This is a genomic window from Pseudomonas sp. Irchel s3b2, from assembly GCF_900187445.1.
Lineage (GTDB): Bacteria > Pseudomonadota > Gammaproteobacteria > Pseudomonadales > Pseudomonadaceae > Aquipseudomonas.
The window spans coordinates 502,812-520,172 of record NZ_FYEB01000002.1 but is presented as its reverse complement, the minus strand read 5'-3'; the positions used below and the strand labels follow the sequence as shown (position 1 = coordinate 520,172).

General features: G+C 59.2%; 15 protein-coding genes. 5 read left to right on the top strand and 10 right to left on the bottom strand.

The genetic code is table 11. The features are described from left to right. Window positions 1-28: 28 nt before the first annotated feature. The 9 genes from CKW20_RS09215 to bioB form a co-directional block, all read right to left on the bottom strand. Window positions 29-1,825 (bottom strand): acyl-CoA dehydrogenase C-terminal domain-containing protein, encoded by a 1,797-nt coding sequence (locus CKW20_RS09215; protein ID WP_095052649.1) that lies wholly within the window; start codon window positions 1,823-1,825, stop codon window positions 29-31. A gap of 90 nt (window positions 1,826-1,915) precedes the next feature. After that, a complete protein-coding gene (locus CKW20_RS09210; protein WP_095052648.1) occupies window positions 1,916-3,205 on the bottom strand; it encodes a GGDEF domain-containing protein in 1,290 nt (429 codons plus the stop codon). A gap of 227 nt (window positions 3,206-3,432) precedes the next feature. Then, window positions 3,433-5,238, bottom strand: coding sequence for a phenylacyl-CoA dehydrogenase (locus CKW20_RS09205; RefSeq protein ID WP_095052647.1), 1,806 nt, complete (start codon window positions 5,236-5,238; stop codon window positions 3,433-3,435). Between the two features lie 277 nt (window positions 5,239-5,515). Continuing rightward, a complete protein-coding gene (locus tag CKW20_RS09200; RefSeq protein ID WP_095052646.1) occupies window positions 5,516-5,812 on the bottom strand; it encodes a pyrroloquinoline quinone biosynthesis protein PqqE in 297 nt (98 codons plus the stop codon). 118 nt (window positions 5,813-5,930) lie between these two features. Then, a complete protein-coding gene (gene bioD, locus CKW20_RS09195; protein ID WP_095052645.1) occupies window positions 5,931-6,611 on the bottom strand; it encodes a dethiobiotin synthase in 681 nt (226 codons plus the stop codon). Further along, the gene (bioC, locus tag CKW20_RS09190) at window positions 6,608-7,420 is read right to left on the bottom strand and encodes a malonyl-ACP O-methyltransferase BioC (RefSeq protein ID WP_095052644.1); all 813 of its coding nucleotides are present in this window, start codon (window positions 7,418-7,420) and stop codon (window positions 6,608-6,610) included. Before bioC ends, bioD begins: the two co-directional genes overlap by 4 nt. Beyond that, entirely contained in the window at window positions 7,413-8,144 is a 732-nt protein-coding gene (locus CKW20_RS09185) for an alpha/beta fold hydrolase (RefSeq protein WP_095052643.1), read from the bottom strand. The genes bioC and CKW20_RS09185 overlap by 8 nt, the downstream gene beginning before the upstream one ends. Further along, on the bottom strand, window positions 8,137-9,315 hold the full coding sequence (bioF, locus tag CKW20_RS09180) for an 8-amino-7-oxononanoate synthase (protein ID WP_095052642.1): 1,179 nt from the start codon (window positions 9,313-9,315) through the stop codon (window positions 8,137-8,139). The genes CKW20_RS09185 and bioF overlap by 8 nt, the downstream gene beginning before the upstream one ends. A 136-nt stretch (window positions 9,316-9,451) precedes the next feature. Beyond that, entirely contained in the window at window positions 9,452-10,507 is a 1,056-nt protein-coding gene (gene bioB, locus CKW20_RS09175) for a biotin synthase BioB (protein WP_095052641.1), read from the bottom strand. Window positions 10,508-10,598: 91 nt separating this feature from the next. Here bioB and CKW20_RS09170 point away from each other — a divergent pair, with 91 nt between their 5' ends. The 5 genes from CKW20_RS09170 (at window position 10,599) to rarD (ending at window position 16,345) form a co-directional block, all read left to right on the top strand. Further along, complete coding sequence (locus CKW20_RS09170) at window positions 10,599-11,339, top strand: ComF family protein (RefSeq protein WP_095052640.1); 741 nt, start codon at window positions 10,599-10,601, stop codon at window positions 11,337-11,339. Between the two features lie 63 nt (window positions 11,340-11,402). Continuing rightward, window positions 11,403-12,167 (top strand): TOBE domain-containing protein, encoded by a 765-nt coding sequence (locus CKW20_RS09165; protein WP_095052639.1) that lies wholly within the window; start codon window positions 11,403-11,405, stop codon window positions 12,165-12,167. 58 nt (window positions 12,168-12,225) lie between these two features. Further along, on the top strand, window positions 12,226-14,127 hold the full coding sequence (locus CKW20_RS09160; protein ID WP_095052638.1) for a PhoX family phosphatase: 1,902 nt from the start codon (window positions 12,226-12,228) through the stop codon (window positions 14,125-14,127). A 194-nt stretch (window positions 14,128-14,321) separates the two neighbouring features. Then, complete coding sequence (locus CKW20_RS09155) at window positions 14,322-15,296, top strand: serine/threonine protein kinase (protein ID WP_095052637.1); 975 nt, start codon at window positions 14,322-14,324, stop codon at window positions 15,294-15,296. Between the two features lie 161 nt (window positions 15,297-15,457). After that, complete coding sequence (rarD, locus tag CKW20_RS09150) at window positions 15,458-16,345, top strand: EamA family transporter RarD (RefSeq protein ID WP_095052636.1); 888 nt, start codon at window positions 15,458-15,460, stop codon at window positions 16,343-16,345. 215 nt (window positions 16,346-16,560) lie between these two features. On the opposite strand, the gene CKW20_RS09145 is transcribed toward rarD, so the two are convergent. Continuing rightward, window positions 16,561-17,079 carry a glycine cleavage system protein R gene (locus CKW20_RS09145; protein WP_095052635.1) on the bottom strand — a complete coding sequence of 173 codons (519 nt, stop codon included), beginning with the start codon at window positions 17,077-17,079 and terminating at the stop codon, window positions 16,561-16,563. Window positions 17,080-17,361 lie beyond the last annotated feature (282 nt).

The following is a 17,361-nucleotide window of genomic DNA, read 5'->3' as shown; positions in this document are numbered from 1 at the left end:
TGCCCGCGAAGCTTTTCAAGCCTAACCGTCAGAGCGCAAACAACTCCGCCGGCAGCTTCATCAGACAATCGCTGCCAGCCTCGATGGCCGCCCGATGTGCGGCGGTACGCGGCAGCAAACGCTTGAAGTAAAACTCGCTGGTCGCCAGTTTTCCCCGGCAGTAATTGGCATCGCCGCTGCCCGCCTCCAACTGCGTCTGAGCCACCAACACCATGCGCAACCACAGGTAGCCGAGGATGATGTAGCCGCTATACATCAGGTAATCCACCGAGGCGGCGCCGACTTCATCCGGATTTTTCATCGCGGCCATGCCGACCTTGGTGGTCAACTCGCCCCACTGCTGATTCAGACCATTGAGCTGCGCCACATAGCTGGCGAGTTGCGGATGTTCAGCGTTTGCCGCACAGAACTTGTGGACGATTTTGGTGAAGCCGCGCAGCAGTTTTCCCTGACTGCCAAGGACTTTGCGCCCAAGTAAGTCGAGCGCCTGAATGCCGTTGGTTCCTTCATAGATTGGCGCGATCCGGCAGTCGCGAACCAGCTGTTCCATGCCCCACTCACGAATGAAACCGTGACCGCCAAACACCTGCATACCGAGGTTAGTCACCTCCAGCCCAGTGTCGGTCATGAAGGCTTTGCAGATTGGCGTCAGGAACGCCAACAGGTCTTCAGCATCCTGACGCGCCGTTTCATCCGGGCTCAGATGAGCGGCATCGAGCAACTGCGCGGTGAAATAAGTCAGCGCCCGGTTGCCTTCGTTGAAGGCCTTCATGGTCAGCAACATCCTGCGCACATCGGGATGAACGATGATCGGGTCGGCGACTTTTTCCGGCGCTTTCGGGCCGGTCAGCGAACGCATTTGCAGGCGGTCGTTGGCGTATTTGATCGCACCCTGGAAGCTCGCCTCACCCAGACACAAACCTTGCATACCGGTGCCGAGCCGCGCGTGGTTCATCATGGTGAACATGCAGTTCAGGCCCTTGTTCGGCTCACCGATCAAGAAACCTTGGGCATCGTCGAAATTCAGCACACAGGTGGCCGAGGCCTTGATGCCCATTTTGTGTTCGATCGAACCGCAGGAAACACCATTGCGCTCGCCCGCCTCGCCCTCGGCATTGGGTAGGAATTTAGGAACGATAAACAGCGAAATACCCTTGGTACCGGCAGGAGCGTCCGGCAGTTTGGCCAGCACCAGGTGAATGATGTTGTCACTCATGTCGTGCTCGCCGGCGGAGATAAAGATCTTGCTGCCGGAAATCGTATAGCTACCGTCAGCCTCAGGCACGGCGCGAGTCTTGATAATGCCCAGATCGGTGCCGCAATGGGCTTCGGTCAGGCACATGGTTCCAGTCCATTGGCCAGCGGTGAGCTTGCTCAGATAGGTCTGTTTCTGTTCTTCAGTGCCATGAGCATGGATGGCTGACATCGCACCGTGAGTCAGGCCGGGGTACATGCCCCAGGAGGTGTTGCTGGAGCCGACCATCTCACTGATGACCAGCCCCAGAGAGCTTGGCAACCCCTGGCCACCATAAGCCGGATCCGCCGCCAGGCCATGCCAGCCGCCTTCAACGTATTGTGCGAAAGCCTGCTTGAACCCTGTCGGCGTTGTGACCACGCCGTTGTCGAAATGGCAGCCTTCTTCGTCGCCGCTACGGTTCAGCGGTGCGAGAACGTTCTCACAGAATTTCGCGCCTTCATCAAGGATCGCATTGATCATGTCCGGGCTGGCATCGGTGGCCCCCAGCGCGGCGTAGTTGCTGTGAAAATCGAAGACGTGGTCGATCAGAAAGCGCATGTCGCGCAGGGGAGCTTTGTACTCGGGCATGGTCATTTCTCCGGCAGCAGATTGCTCAAACCTACTGCCGCCAACCACGCCTCACAATCACAGTCCAGACGCTGAATGCGCCATCATCACTCAACCCGCAGCGGCGCCCATGCGCACCGCTCCACGGCGGTTCTGACCGAAAGCCATCACACAGTTTCGCCCCGCGCCTTTGGCGCTGTAGAGCGCCTGGTCAGCGGATTTGAGCACCTCTTCAGGCGTGCGCTGTTCCAATCGCTCGGCGACGCCGATGCTGACCGTGACCGATACACTCGAAGCGCCTGAACCCGTGCGGCGCTGGCGTCCCTGCTGGTCATCTTGGGGGCGGTCGTTCTGATTGCGCAGCTGGATGTTGTAGGTGGCGATGGATTCGCGGATGACTTCCAGGTGCGGCATACACTCTTCGAGGGTTTTGCCTGCGAACACCAGAGCAAATTCTTCACCGCCGTAGCGATAGGCCCTACCGCCACCGCTGATTTTTGACAGCTTGCTGGCGACCAGTCGCAGCACTTGATCGCCGACATCATGGCCATGGGTGTCGTTGAATTTCTTGAAGTGATCGACGTCGCCCATAGCCAGTACGTAATTGCGCCCCAGCCGTTGCATGCGTTCATTCAGGGCGCGACGGCCCGGCAGACCGGTGAGCTCATCGCGAAAAGCCATCTGATAGGCCTCATGGGCAACCGCGGCGGCAATCATCAACATCACCTGGCTGCACATGATGTTCAGGGTGAACGGCAGGATGAAGGTTTTCGGCAACATCCAGAACAATCCCAGCACCCCCACCAGTTGCGCAGCGTGCAAGGGTCTTGGGTTGCGCCAGTATTGCCAGGCCAGTAACAGGAACGAGGCGATGAATACCGGGTAGGACAACTGAATCAAGCTCATCCAGGCGCCATGCAGGGCTGGCCAGCGAATCTCCGACAGCCACATCAACAGCGCCTGTGGGTAACTTTGTTCCAACCCCAGCGCCACGCTGCCGAACGCCAGCAACACGGCGAAGCGCGCCACCATGTCCTGGAACAGGTGAGTACGCTCTTGCCAGGCGGCGAACAAGCCAAACAGCAACGGCAACAGCAGACAGCACAGATGGAAAACCACTGCGGCGTCTTCACGAACCGTACCGTTGTCGCGGTAATAGTCGGTCTGGGTGTCCAGCATGAAGTAGGCGATGTACACCGTGACCATCAGAAACAGTTCACGCTGACGTCGGTAAACCGCGCAATACGCCCCGCCGAGCAATAGCACCAGAGTAGGCAGTACGTTGAACAGCGAAGTGAAGAAAACGTTGAGATCCTTGACGTAGGCAGCCGCAAGCCCCGCAAGCAACAACAGCAGCGATGGCAAAAAATGACTGAAACGTACAGCGGAAGAACGCAGCAAGGGTAAAGCTCCGACCCGGCAAACAGGGATGGCATTGTGCCTTCACCTTGGAGCAATTAAGCACATACAATGTGACGTGTGTCACATCGCCATCCTCTTTAACGGCAGCAATGGCGTTCTTCTTAGCGTTTTAGTCAGGATTATTTACAGATAACGCGGTTTTTATTAGACACAAAAAAACCGCTGCTCCCGAGGAAGCAGCGGCTTTATGAAGGACTGCGTAGGGCTTAGTAACCCAGTGCGAAGTCTTCTTCTTTCATGTCCATCAGGTTGTTGGCGCCCGACAGCATGGTGACAACGTAAGTGCGGGTACGCGGCAGGATGCGCTGGAAGTAGAAGCGCGCAGTCTGCAGCTTGGCGGTGTAGAACGCTTCTTCGGTGGTACCGGCAGCCAGTTTCTCGGCAGCCAGACGCGCCATGTCAGCCCAGAAGTAGGCGAGGCAGGCATAACCGGAGTACATCAGGTAGTCCACCGACGCCGCGCCGACTTCTTCGCGGTCTTTCATGGCTGCCATACCGACCTTCATGGTCAGCTCGCCCCACTCTTTGTTCAACGCAGCCAATGGCTCGACAAACTCTTTGACTACGTCGTTGCCTTCGTTGGTCTGGCAGAACTTGTGGACGATCTTGGTGAAGCCTTTGAGCGCTTCGCCTTGAGTCATCAGCACTTTACGGCCCAGCAGGTCGAGTGCCTGGATACCGGTGGTGCCTTCGTACAGCATCGAAATGCGGCTGTCGCGCACGTTCTGCTCCATGCCCCACTCGGCGATGAAACCGTGGCCGCCGTAGATTTGTACGCCGTGGTTAGCGGATTCGAAACCGACTTCAGTCATGAAGGCTTTGGCAATCGGCGTCATGAAGGCCAGCAACGCGTCGGCTTTCTTCTTCTCTTCTTCATCGACGCCGTATTTGACGATGTCGACTTGCTTGGCAGTGAAGTAAACCATCGCACGGTTGCCTTCGGCGAAGGCCTTCATGGTCAACAGCATGCGACGTACGTCAGGGTGAACGATGATCGGGTCAGCGGCTTTGTCCGGTGCTTTCGGGCCAGTCAGGGAGCGCATTTGCAGACGATCACGGGCGTATTTCAGGCCGCCCTGGAAGCCGATCTCGGCGTGTGCCAGACCTTGCAGAGCCGTACCCAGACGGGCGGTGTTCATGAAGGTGAACATGCAGTTCAGGCCTTTGTTCGCCGGCCCGATCAGGTAACCGGTGGCCGCGTCGAAGTTCATCACGCAGGTGGCGTTACCGTGGATGCCCATCTTGTGTTCCAGGGAACCGCAGGTCACAGCGTTGCGAGCGCCGATCGAACCGTCTGCGTTCGGCATGAACTTCGGAACGATGAACAGGGAAATGCCTTTGGTGCCGGCCGGTGCATCCGGCAGACGTGCCAGAACGATGTGGACGATGTTGTCGGCCATGTCGTGTTCGCCGGCCGAGATGAAGATCTTGGTGCCGGAAACTTTGTAGGAACCGTCGGCCTGAGGCTCGGCCTTGGTGCGCAGCATGCCCAGATCGGTGCCGCAGTGCGGTTCGGTCAGGCACATGGTGCCGGTCCATTCGCCGGAGACCAGTTTGGTCAGGTAAGCCTCTTGTTGCTCTAGCGTACCGTGTTCGGAAATGGTGTTCATCGCGCCATGGGACAGGCCTGGGTACATGCCCCACGACCAGTTGGCTTCGCCAACCATTTCGCTGACGGCCAGACCCAGAGACTCTGGCAGGCCTTGGCCGCCGTGCTCTACGTCGTGCGCCAGGCTTGGCCAGCCACCTTCGACGAATTGTTTGTAGGCTTCTTTGAAACCGGTCGGGGTTTTAACGCCGGACTCGCTCCAGGTGCAGCCTTCGGTGTCACCCACGCGGTTCAGCGGAGCCAGCACCTGCTCACAAAACTTGGCGCCTTCTTCGAGAATGGCGTCAACCATGTCTGGAGTTGCGTCTGCACAAGCCGGAAGGCTCTGATAGTGCGCTTCGTAGCCGAGCAGTTCGTCACGAACGAAGCGAATATCACGCAAGGGGGCCTTGTAGTCAGGCATAGCGATAAACCTCTGCTGATGTAACCGGGAATGAACGACCGCGTTGATTTGTTGTGGCGGTCAAACAGTTGTTTGAAACATACGTTTACGCCCAAATCTTGTCAAGCGCCGATCTTTTGCCGTTCGTCATCGCACCATGAAAACCTCGGCCACGCAGTTGCGCAACGCTGTTGACTGAGCAACACGCCATGTAGAAGAGATTAGTTGAGGCAGAAGGACTTACGCAGAAAAACGCCGCGAACAGGCGCGGCGTTGGAGTAACGAATTCAGCGAGGGATCAGGCGAACGTATCAATCAGTGTACCGAGCATTTCATCGGATGCCTTGGCGACTTTGGCGCCCAGTTCCACCTGGAACTTGCCCTGAGCCATCTCGACCATATTGCTGGCCAGATCCGATTGCTGGCTGCGGTCTACCGAACGCAGGCGATCGACCTGAACCTCGGAGGATTGACTGGTGACCGAACGCTCGATGGTGTTGTTGGCGATCTGACCCGAAGCCTGATCGACACGGTTCTGCCCTGTCTGAATAGTGCTCAGACCGGCATAGAAAGCGGTGTTTCCTGAGATTTCCATGGGGAACTCGTCCTACAAGGATCAACAGCGGCCATTGAACCAGACACGTCGACAAAAGGCCCGACAAAAACACTAATAGCACAATGCCTTGCCATAGTTAAAACCCAGGCCAATCATCTCAGTCCAGCAGATCCAGCTGCAGATGTTCGGCCACCGCGTCGGCTGTCACCGTCTTGAGTTTTGGCACTCGCCCCAGGCACGGCGCAGGAATGCGCTCGGCCAGCGTCGCGAGGTTCTCTTCCAGACGCGAAGTCTTCGGATCAATGATGTTGGCCACCCACCCTGCCAACTGCAAACCATCCCGTGCGATCGCCTCGGCTGTCAGCAGTGCATGATTGATGCAACCCAGCCGCACGCCGACCACCAGGATCACCGGCAGACCCAGCGCCATGGCCAGGTCCGACAGATTGTCCTGATCCGCCAATGGCACTCGCCAGCCTCCAGCGCCTTCGATCAAGGTGAAGTCCGCCTGCATATCGAGAATCTGCCGCATCGGTGTCAACAAGGATTGCACGGTCAACGCCACGCCAGCCTCCCGCGCTGCCAGATGCGGTGCGATCGCCGGCTCGAACGCGACCGGATTGACCTGATCGTAGGTCAAGGGTATCGAGCACTCGGCCAACAGGGCCAGCGCATCGGCGTTGCGCAATCCCTTGGGCGTCAGGTCGCAACCGGAGGCCACCGGCTTGCCTGCCGCAGTGCTCAAACCCGCTAATCGCGCGGCATGCAGCAAACCTGCGGCGACGGTGGTCTTGCCGACATCGGTGTCAGTACCGGTGATGAAATAGGCTGCACTCATAAGGGTTTCTCCAACACGGCGTAAACCACTTGATAAGTCGCCGGCAGTCCCTGTGCCTGACGATACTGCTCGTAAGCCTCGATCAGGCCGAGGATCCGCGCCCTGCCGGTCAAACCGCCTGGCCGACCGGGGTTCAGATTGTGCGCCCCCAGTGCCTTGAGCTCATGGGTCAGGCTGCGGACATCGGGGTAATGCAATACATGCGGATTCGTTTCGAGGCTGACGACCTTCAAACCGCTACCCGCGCAAAGTTGTTGGTAAACACCGAACTCACGGAAGCGGTTGACGTGCACCATGCCGTCGATCTGACGCCAACTGTCGCGCAATTCGTACAGCGTGCCTACACACAGACTAGCAAACGCGAAAATACCGCCCGGTTTCAACACGCGATGCACTTCATTGAGCACCGAGGCGAAATCCGCGCACCATTGCACCGCCAGACTGGAGAAGACCAGGTCGCAGGCCGAATCCTGCAACGGCAAGCGCTCGGCGTCACCCGCGATGAAATGTGTGGCGCCACCCAAGGGACGGGCGTGATTGAGCATGCCTTCTGCAATATCAAGGGCCAGCCCGTTAGCGTCAGGAAAACGCTCACCCAGGGCACGGCTGAAATACCCGGTGCCGCAGCCCATATCCAGCCAACGAGCGGGGACAAAATCCTCTGGCAATCGACTCAATAACTCACTGCCCACGTCGCGCTGCAATTCGGCCACGCTGTCGTAGCTCGCCGCCGCACGGGAAAAGGATGCCGCCACCTGGCGTTTGTCGGGCAAGCCGCCAGGCAGGTTGGGAAGGGATAAATCAGTCATCACCGAACTCATGCAAAAAGGCCTGAATCGCCCCCGCCACACCGTGAGGGTCTTCCAGAAGAAACGCGTGACTGGCCTGTTCAATCAGGCCGATTTCGACATCCGGCAGCAGTGCCAACAAATCCCCCGCGGCTTCGGCCGGGACCAGCCCGTCGAGGCCGGCGAACAAGTGCAATTGGGGGCCACGAAACGCTTGCAACGCTTGCCGGGTATCCAGCTGGGCAAGCAACTCCAGGCCGCTCATCAGCACCGGCGAAGACGTATGCGGTGCGCCAGCGAGCAACAGTCGCGATATCCCGCGCGGGTCTTCGGCACCTTGGGCGCACAGCAGCGAAAAACGTTTCAACGTCATGCGCGAGTCAGCCTTGCAACCGGCCAGAAACGCATCGAAGGTTTCGCCGGGCATCGCGCTCGACCACTGCTCATGAGCGACGAAAGAAGGGTTACTCGCCAGGGTCACCAGGCCGCAGCAGCGATCACCCCGTCGCGCCGCTAATTCGGACGCAAGCATGCCACCCAATGACCAGCCACCGAGCCAGGCATCCTGTGGCAACGTCGAGTCCAACTCATCGAGCCATTCTTCAAGGTCGCTCGATTCCAGTTCCGGCAACGGCTCGATCTCGACACGCAGGTGCTCATCCAAACCCTGCAAGGCGGCTGCCAAAGGTTCCAGCGGCGAAATCCCGAGACCCCAACCCGGCAGCAGAATCAGACGATCACGCATGGCTTGGCTCCGGTCCCAGTTGTTGAAAACAATCGGCCAGTCCATTTAACAATAGCTGCACCTGCGCCTCGCTGTGGGCTGCGGTCAGGGTTACGCGCAAGCGCGCGCTGCCGGCGGGTACGGTCGGTGGACGAATCGCGGTCACCATCAGCCCGCGTTCGCGCAGCATTTGCGACAGCCGAACCGCACGCCCGGCATCGCCGATCATGATCGGCTGGATCGGCGTGAAGCTGTCCATCAACTCCAGGCCAATCTGTTCGGCACCTTGGCGGAACTGGCGAATCAGCGTCTGCAGATGCTCACGTCGCCAGTGTTCGCTGCGTAACAGCTCCAGACTTTTCAGCGTCGCGCAGGCCAGTGCTGGCGGTTGGCTGGTGGTGTAGATGTAAGGACGAGCGAACTGGATCAGGCTTTCGATCAACTCTTCACTGCCAGCCACAAAAGCACCGGCCGTACCGAAAGCCTTGCCGAGGGTACCGACCAACACCGGTACGTCTTCCTGACTCAGGCCGAAATGCTCGACGATCCCGCCGCCGTTGGCACCCAGCGGACCAAAACCGTGAGCGTCATCGACCATCAGCCAGGCGCCTTTGGCCTTGGCTTCCCGCGCCAGCGCCGGCAGGTCAGCGATGTCACCGTCCATGCTGAACACGCCGTCGGTGACCACCAGCGTATTGCCGGTGGCCTTCTCTAGGCGCTTGGCCAGACTGGCCGCGTCGTTATGCAGATAGCGATTGAAACGCGCACCGGACAACAGCCCTGCATCCAGCAACGACGCATGATTGAGTCGGTCTTCCAGCACCGTATCGCCCTGCCCGAGCAGTGCGGTGACCGAGCCGAGGTTGGCCATGTAACCGGTGGTGAACAGCAACGCTCGCGGGCGGCCGGTGAACTCGGCGAGGGCTTCTTCCAGTGCGTGATGCGGGCTGCTGTGGCCGATCACCAAATGCGAAGCGCCACCGCCCACGCCCCAACGCGACGCGCCGGCGCGCCAGGCTTCGATCACTTGCGGGTGATTGGCCAGACCGAGGTAATCGTTGTTACAGAACGCCAGCAACGGCTGACCATCGACCACCACTTCCGGGCCTTGGGGGCTTTCGAGCAGCGGGCGCTGGCGATAAAGGTTTTCGGCACGACGGGCAGCAAGGCGCGCGCTGAGATCGAAAGACATGCAGACCTCGCGAGTAGGCAAAAGGTATAGCTTCTGTAGGAGCGAGGCTTGTCCGCGAACCAGGCACCTCGGTCAATCTGAATGACCGAGGCGCTTCATTCGCGGGCAAGCCTCTCTCCTACAGGTTTGGCGTCGATCAGACAGCAGCGTTATAAAACTGCTCGCTGCTCTTCTGCTCCACCAGCGCCTGTTCGATCGCGGCCTGATGCACTTCGTCGGCGTGCTCTTCGCGGGCTTCCGGCAGGATGCCCAGACGCGAGAACAGTTGCATGTCCTTGTCCGCCTGCGGGTTGGCAGTAGTCAGCAGTTTTTCGCCGTAGAAAATCGAATTGGCGCCAGCAAAGAATGCCAGGGCTTGCATCTGCTCGTTCATCGCTTCGCGGCCGGCGGACAGGCGCACGTGGGACTTCGGCATCAGGATGCGTGCGACTGCGAGCATGCGAATGAAATCGAACGGATCGACATCATCGGCATTTTCCAGCGGCGTACCGGCGACTTTCACCAGCATGTTGATCGGCACCGATTCCGGATGCTCCGGCAGGTTGGCCAGCTGGATCAGCAGATTGGCGCGGTCGTCGAGGGACTCGCCCATGCCAAGAATGCCGCCGGAGCAGATTTTCATCCCCGAATCACGCACGTAGGCCAGGGTTTGCAGACGCTCGCTGTACGTACGGGTGGTGATGATGCTGCCGTAGAACTCAGGCGAAGTGTCGAGGTTGTGGTTGTAGTAGTCGAGGCCGGCCTTGGCCAGTGCTTCGGTCTGATCCTGATCCAGGCGACCGAGGGTCATGCAGGTTTCCAGACCCAGTGCTTTCACGCCTTCGACCATTTTCAGCACGTAAGGCATGTCTTTGGCCGACGGGTGTTTCCACGCCGCGCCCATGCAGAAACGGGTCGAACCGATGGCCTTGGCGCGAGCGGCCTCTTCGAGGACCTTCTGCACTTCCATCAGTTTTTCTTTTTCCAGGCCAGTGTTGTAGTGACCGGACTGCGGACAATATTTGCAATCTTCCGGGCACGCACCGGTTTTGATCGACAGCAGCGTTGAGACCTGGACGCGGTTGGCGTCGAAGTGCACGCGGTGCACCGTCTGCGCCTGGAACAACAGGTCGTTGAATGGCTGAACGAAGAGTGCTTTGACTTCGGCCAAAGACCAGTCATGACGCAGGGTTGCAGTGGTGCTGGCGCTCATGGGCGTTTCCTTGTTTATGCTTGGCAAGCGGCTGGGGGAATGGAATACCCACAGACGCGACACGGATGTTCGGCATATTTAAGGAAGACTCATGCACTGTCAACCACGATACGAAGGACCGGTTTACATCTGGTTAAAAAACAAACAGATCTGTTTACTCTGTGCAGAACCCGCGGACGACGCCACGCCAATCTGCATGGCCTGCGAAACCGAGTTGCCCTGGCTGGGCGAGCATTGTCAAACCTGTGCCCTGCCCTTGCCCGCCAGGGGCCTGACATGCGGCCAATGTCTCAAACATCCGCCAGCCTTCGAACGGGTCGCTGCGCCTTGGACTTACAGTTTTCCGGTGGACAGTTTGATCACCCGTTTCAAACACAGCGCGAAGTGGCCGTTTGGCCGCCTGCTCGCCGAACTTCTTGCTCAATTCCTGCAACATCGCTTCGATGAAGATCTGGATCGGCCGGATGCGCTGATACCGGTGCCACTGGCCTCCAAACGTCTGCGTCAGCGGGGTTTCAACCAAGCGGCGATGCTCGCCCGCTGGCTCAGCGCCAGCCTCGACATTCCTTGTGATGAAACGCTGTTGCTGAGAATCCAGGACACCAGTGCACAACAAGCGCTGAATGCCGACGCCCGTAAAAAGAATCTGCGCCACGCCTTTGCCCTGGCGCCCGCGGCGTCGATCAAAGGTCGCCACTTCGCCTTGGTGGATGATGTGCTGACCACCGGCGCCACCGCTCAGGCCCTGGCTCGCTTGTTGATGGATGCGGGCGCCGCGCGGGTCGACGTCTACTGCCTGGCCCGCACCCCAAAACCTGGCGATGGAGGCTGACTTGACTCCCACGCGCCAAGCCGCCAACGTCCTCCCCATCGTCACAGCCCAAAGCGTCTCGCCATGTCCTTACCTACGTTGTTGTCCCAGCACATTGTCCGTCGTCCGCAGCGCATCGCGTTGCTGCAACACATCGCCGAACAAGGCTCGATCACCCGCGCCGCAAAAAGCGCGGGCCTGAGTTACAAAGCGGCGTGGGATGCCATCGACGAACTGAACAACCTCGCGCAGAAACCGCTGGTGGAGCGTAGCGTCGGCGGCAAGGGCGGCGGTGGCGCCAAGCTGTCCAGCGAAGGCGAGCGCGTGTTGCGCCTGTATCAAAAGCTTCAAGCCTTGCAGACTCAGGTGCTGGAAGCTGCCGAAGAGGCCAGTGACCTGGACTTGCTCGGTCGACTGATGCTCAGAACCAGCGCGCGCAACCAACTGCACGGTAAGGTCGTGGCAATCGAAGCACAGGGGCGCAATGACCGGATCCGTCTTGAACTGGCCGAAGGCTTGCGTATCGATGCGCAGATCACCCACGACAGTACTCTGCGCCTGGAACTGGAAATTGGTACCGAAGTGGTGGCACTGATCAAGGCCGGTTGGCTGGAGTTGCTGGGCATCGATCAAGCTGCAGCGCCCGACAACAACTGCCTGAAGGGCACGATTGAAGAAATCCTCGACGCCGACGACGGCCCCAGCGAAGTGCGCATCGGTTTGCCCAATGGCCAGACACTCTGCGCCCTGGCCGAACCGCTGCACTTGCAATCCCTCGGGCTTGCCACCGGGAAAGCGGTGCTGGTGCAGTTTGCCCCATCCAACATTTTGCTCGGGACACCGCTCTGAAACAAAAGTGTCACTAACGCTCTTTATGGTGACTGCAAAAACCCGCAGGGAGCCTGATGTGAGCTTATTAGAAGACAACCAACCGACCGACCTCGAGAAGATGGTCGGCCTCAGCCGTCGTGGCTTCATCAGCGCTGGCGCCCTCTGCGGTGCGGCGATGTTTCTCGGTGGCAACCTGCTGAGTCGCAGCGTGCTGGCGGCCAGTGTCAGCGCTGGCTCCAGCAAACTGTTGGGCTTCGACAGCATCGCCGCCGCGACGACTGACGCGATCACCTTGCCACCAGGCTATAAATCCTCGGTACTGATCAGCTGGGGCCAGCCTCTGCAAAAAAATGGTCCGGCGTTCGACCCGAGTGGCAACGGCACGGCCCAAGCGCAGGAAGTCCAGTTCGGCGATAACAACGACGGCATGAGCCTGTTCGAATTCCCCGGTGAAAAAGACCGGGCACTGATGGCGATCAACAACGAATACACCAACTACCGCTACCTCTACCCCCACGGCGGCATGCCGCAATCGGCGGAAGACGTACGCAAGGCCCTGGCCTGCGAAGGCGTGTCGGTGATCGAAGTGCAGCGCAAGAACGGCCAGTGGCAGTTCGTCCAGGGCTCGCGCTACAACCGCCGCATTCACGGTAACGCACCGATCAGTTTGAGCGGGCCGGCGGCCGGTCACGAGCTGATGAAAACCAGCGCCGACAAACACGGCAAGAACGTCCTTGGCACCTTCCAGAATTGCGCCAATGGCAAGACACCGTGGGGCACTTATCTGACCTGCGAAGAGAACTTCACCGACTGCTTCGGCAGCAGCAATGCCGAGCAGAAGTTCGACGCCGCGCAGAAACGCTACGGCGCGGTGGTGGCCAGTAAAGACATCAACTGGCATCAACACGATCCGCGCTTCGACCTGGCGAAAAACCCCAACGAACTCAATCGTCATGGCTGGGTGGTGGAAATCGACCCGTTCGATCCGCAGTCGACGCCGGTCAAGCGCACCGCGCTGGGCCGCTTCAAACATGAAAACGCCGCCCTGGCCGAAACCAACGACGGTCGCGCTGTGGTGTACATGGGCGACGACGAACGTGGCGAGTTCATCTATAAATTCGTCAGCCGCGACAAGATCAACCACAAAAACCCCAAAGCCAACCGCGACCTGCTGGATCACGGCACCTTGTACGTGGCACGTTTCGACGCAGGCGACGGCAACGCCGATCACCCGAAAGGCCAGGGCCAGTGGATCGAACTGACCCACGGCAAGAATGGCATCGACGCCAGCAGCGGTTTTGCCGATCAGGCCGAAGTGCTGATTCATGCCCGCCTCGCCGCCAGCGTTGCGAGCGCCACGCGCATGGACCGTCCGGAATGGATCGTCGTCAGCCCCAAGGATGGCCAGGTTTATTGCACCCTGACCAACAACGCCAAACGCGGCGAAGAAGGCCAACCGGTAAATGGCCCGAACCCTCGCGAGAAAAACGTCTACGGGCAGATCCTGCGCTGGCGTACCGACCGCGACGATCACGCTTCGAACAGCTTTGCCTGGGACCTGTTTGTGGTCGCCGGAAATCCGGGCATCCATGCCGGTACGCCGAAGGCGGGTTCGTCGAACATCACCCCGCAGAACATGTTCAACAGCCCGGACGGTCTGGGCTTCGATGTGGCCGGGCGCCTGTGGATCCTCACGGATGGCGATTCGAGCAACGCAGGTGACTTTGCGGGCATGGGCAATAACCAGATGCTCTGTGCCGACCCGGTGACCGGTGAGATCCGTCGTTTCATGGTCGGGCCGGTGGGCTGCGAGGTGACGGGGATCAGCTTCTCGCCGGATCAGAAAACCTTGTTTGTCGGGATTCAGCATCCGGGGGAAAACGGTGGGTCGACGTTCCCTGAGCATCTGCCTAACGGCAAGCCGCGGTCTTCGGTGATGGCGATTTCCCGCGAGGATGGCGGCATCGTCGGCGCCTGATAAACGCCCCCCGCATGATCGTTCCCACGCTCTGCGTGGGAATGCAGCCCGGGACGCTCTGCGTCCCAAAGTCGGACGCGGAGCGTCCGGTGAGGCACTTCCCACGCAGAGCGTGGGAACGATCCCCTAAAGAAGCCCCGTCTGCGCTACCATGTTTGGTCCGACGCGGCAGCCTGCCGCGCGCAGGAGTCAGCATGGCCCACCCGTTTGAAACCCTCACCCCAGACCTCGTGCTCGATGCCGTCGAAAGCATCGGCTTTCTCAGCGACGCGCGCATTCTGGCGCTCAACAGCTACGAGAACCGTGTCTATCAGGTCGGCATCGAAGACTCCGAGCCGCTGATCGCCAAGTTTTATCGTCCGCAACGCTGGACCAATGAAGCGATTCTCGAAGAACACCAATTCACCTTCGAACTCGCCGAGTGCGACATACCGGTGGTCGCGCCGATGATCCACAACGATGAAAGCCTGCACGAACACAACGGCTTCCGTTTCACCCTGTTTCCCCGTCGTGGCGGGCGGGCACCGGAGCCGGGTAATCTCGATCAGTTGTATCGCCTGGGCCAACTGCTGGGTCGTCTGCATGCGGTCGGTGCTACAAAACCGTTCGAACACCGAGAAGCGCTGGGAGTGAAGAACTTCGGTCATGACTCCCTGACCACATTGCTTGAAGGTAATTTCGTTCCCAAAAGCCTGCTGCCAGCCTACGAGTCCGTGGCCCGCGACCTGCTCAAGCGCGTCGAAGAGGTCTACCAGGCCACCCCGCACCAGAACATCCGCATGCACGGCGATTGCCATCCCGGCAACATGATGTGCCGCGATGAGATGTTCCACATTGTCGACCTCGATGACTGCCGCATGGGTCCGGCCGTGCAGGATATCTGGATGATGCTGGCGGGCGATCGTCAGGAATGTCTCGGTCAGTTGTCGGAATTGATGGATGGCTACAGTGAATTCCATGACTTCGACCCGCGGGAACTGGCGCTGATCGAACCGCTGCGCGCCTTGCGCTTGATGCACTACAGCGCCTGGCTCGCCCGGCGCTGGGACGACCCGGCCTTCCCTCGCAGTTTTCCGTGGTTCGGCACCGAGCGCTATTGGGGCGATCAAGTGCTGGCGCTGCGTGAACAATTGGCTGCGCTCAATGAAGAACCACTAAAACTCTTCTAACCACCCCGACCCTGTAGGAGCGAGGCTTGCCCGCGAAGAACGATGACGCGGTTTATCTGACGAACCGCGTCATCGTTCTTCGCGGGCAAGCCTCGCTCCTACAAAAATCACAACACATCTATACAATCCCCTCTTTGTTAGCTGCCTAAGCAAGGATTCTCATGCAAGCCGCCAACCCGCGTCGCGGGTACATCCTGGGCCTGAGTGCCTACATCATCTGGGGACTGTTCCCGCTCTACTTCAAAGCCATCGCCAATGTCCCCGCCGTGGAGATCATCATCCACCGAGTGCTATGGTCCGCGCTGTTCGGCGCCTTGCTACTGCTGGTCTGGAAACATCCTGGCTGGTGGCGCGAGCTGCGTGAAAACCCCCGGCGCCTGGCTATCCTGGCACTGAGCGGCACGCTGATCGCGGCCAACTGGCTGACCTATGTCTGGTCAGTGAACAACGGGCGCATGCTCGAAGCCAGCCTCGGTTATTACATCAACCCGCTGGTAAACGTGTTGTTGGGAATGCTGATCCTCGGCGAACGGCTGCGGCGTATGCAATGGATCGCAGTGGGCCTGGCAGCGGTCGGTGTTGCGCAGCAAGTGTGGCAAGTCGGCAGTCTGCCGTGGGTGTCGCTGGTACTGGCGTTGACCTTCGGCTTCTACGGACTGATCCGCAAGCAGGCACCGGTCAAGGCGCTACCGGGGCTGGTGGTGGAAACCTGGATGCTGGTGCCGATTGCTGTCGCCTGGTTGCTGTTCAATCCGACCGCGACCAGCGCACAAGCCGAATTCTGGACCACTTCCGAAGCTTGGTGGCTGGTGGCTGCCGGTCCGGTGACATTGGTGCCGCTGGTGTGTTTCAACGCCGCCGCCCGGCACTTGCCTTACACCACGCTCGGATTTCTCCAGTACCTGGCGCCGACGCTGGTGTTATTGCAAGCCGTTCTGCTGTTTGGCGAGCACCTGTCGTCCAGCACACTGGTGGCGTTCATCTTTATCTGGGCGGGTCTGGCGGTTTATAGCGTCGACGCGTGGATAAGTCTGCGCCGCCGCCGCTGATCAGAAAACGTACAAATCTCTACAGGCCACGTCTTCCGTGGCCTGCATCCATCCTTCCCAAGGTTATCCACAGTATGATCCCCGGCGTTTGTGCGCAAGTCACTGAAACTGCTGGTTTTTTGATCAGATTCTGAAGAGCACCGGTCGACGTGGCCTGGGGAGGAGTCTCTACAGGTTATCCACAGGCAGGTGCACGTATAACTTGGATAACCTTTTCAAGGTTCGCTGCGCAGCACCAATTCGACCATCAGATCGTCCGCCAGGGTTTCCAGGCGCGATTGCAGCACCTCAAGAGACAATGTCAGTGGCACTGCAAGAATCGCCTCGGCATGGAACAGCGGCTCGCTGCTCATGGGCGCCGGTCGAACTTCGGTCACCAGCCGCTCCAGACTCACCCCCTGCTCACTCAACAGACGCGTAATGTCGCGCACAATTCCGGGACGGTCATTGCCCACCAGTTCCATGGCAATCGGCTTCCAAGTGCAGGATTGTTCGATGCTGCTCTCGGCGATCAGCACACGAATCCCCAAGGTCGACAATCCCTGTAGTGCATCTACCAGTTCATCGTAGGCCTCAGCCGGTACGCCCACCCGAAGAATCCCGGCGAACTGTCCGGCCATGCGCGACATGCGGCTCTCCAGCCAGTTGCCGCCGTGCTCGGCAATGCATTGGGCAATGCGCTCGACCTGCCCGGGCTTGTCCGGAGCGAATACAGTGAGTACGAGATGGTCCATGGCGCAGCCCTCTTGTCATGACTTTTGTTATAGAAAAACAAGTATAGGCAAGGGTTGGTCTTGCGCTGAGTCGGCTGACGTCTTCTCGGGCAAGTCGGATGGGGAACCACCAACAACCCTGCCAAACCACAAATCGTGTACAAGTTTTTATATTTAACTGGAACAATCCAATGGTTTTTTGAGAACATCCAGCTCCCCGACATGACCGCAATGCGTCATGTGGTCGCAGAACGACGTAATTAGTCTAATTTTCACAACCGCAACTCATCATGTAGTATGCCG

What these genes read in the sequence shown, in the direction of transcription:
- CKW20_RS09215 (WP_095052649.1), bottom strand. Translation starts at nt 1,825, where the DNA reads ATGCCCGAGTACAAAGCTCCCCTGCGCGACATGCGCTTTCTGATCGAC.
- CKW20_RS09205 (WP_095052647.1), bottom strand. Translation starts at nt 5,238, where the DNA reads ATGCCTGACTACAAGGCCCCCTTGCGTGATATTCGCTTCGTTCGTGAC.
- CKW20_RS09200 (WP_095052646.1), bottom strand. Translation starts at nt 5,812, where the DNA reads ATGGAAATCTCAGGAAACACCGCTTTCTATGCCGGTCTGAGCACTATT.
- bioD (WP_095052645.1), bottom strand. Translation starts at nt 6,611, where the DNA reads ATGAGTGCAGCCTATTTCATCACCGGTACTGACACCGATGTCGGCAAG.
- bioC (WP_095052644.1), bottom strand. Translation starts at nt 7,420, where the DNA reads ATGACTGATTTATCCCTTCCCAACCTGCCTGGCGGCTTGCCCGACAAA.
- CKW20_RS09185 (WP_095052643.1), bottom strand. Translation starts at nt 8,144, where the DNA reads ATGCGTGATCGTCTGATTCTGCTGCCGGGTTGGGGTCTCGGGATTTCG.
- bioF (WP_095052642.1), bottom strand. Translation starts at nt 9,315, where the DNA reads ATGTCTTTCGATCTCAGCGCGCGCCTTGCTGCCCGTCGTGCCGAAAAC.
- bioB (WP_095052641.1), bottom strand. Translation starts at nt 10,507, where the DNA reads ATGAGCGCCAGCACCACTGCAACCCTGCGTCATGACTGGTCTTTGGCC.
- CKW20_RS09170 (WP_095052640.1), top strand. Translation starts at nt 10,599, where the DNA reads ATGCACTGTCAACCACGATACGAAGGACCGGTTTACATCTGGTTAAAA.
- CKW20_RS09165 (WP_095052639.1), top strand. Translation starts at nt 11,403, where the DNA reads ATGTCCTTACCTACGTTGTTGTCCCAGCACATTGTCCGTCGTCCGCAG.
- CKW20_RS09155 (WP_095052637.1), top strand. Translation starts at nt 14,322, where the DNA reads ATGGCCCACCCGTTTGAAACCCTCACCCCAGACCTCGTGCTCGATGCC.
- rarD (WP_095052636.1), top strand. Translation starts at nt 15,458, where the DNA reads ATGCAAGCCGCCAACCCGCGTCGCGGGTACATCCTGGGCCTGAGTGCC.
- CKW20_RS09145 (WP_095052635.1), bottom strand. Translation starts at nt 17,079, where the DNA reads ATGGACCATCTCGTACTCACTGTATTCGCTCCGGACAAGCCCGGGCAG.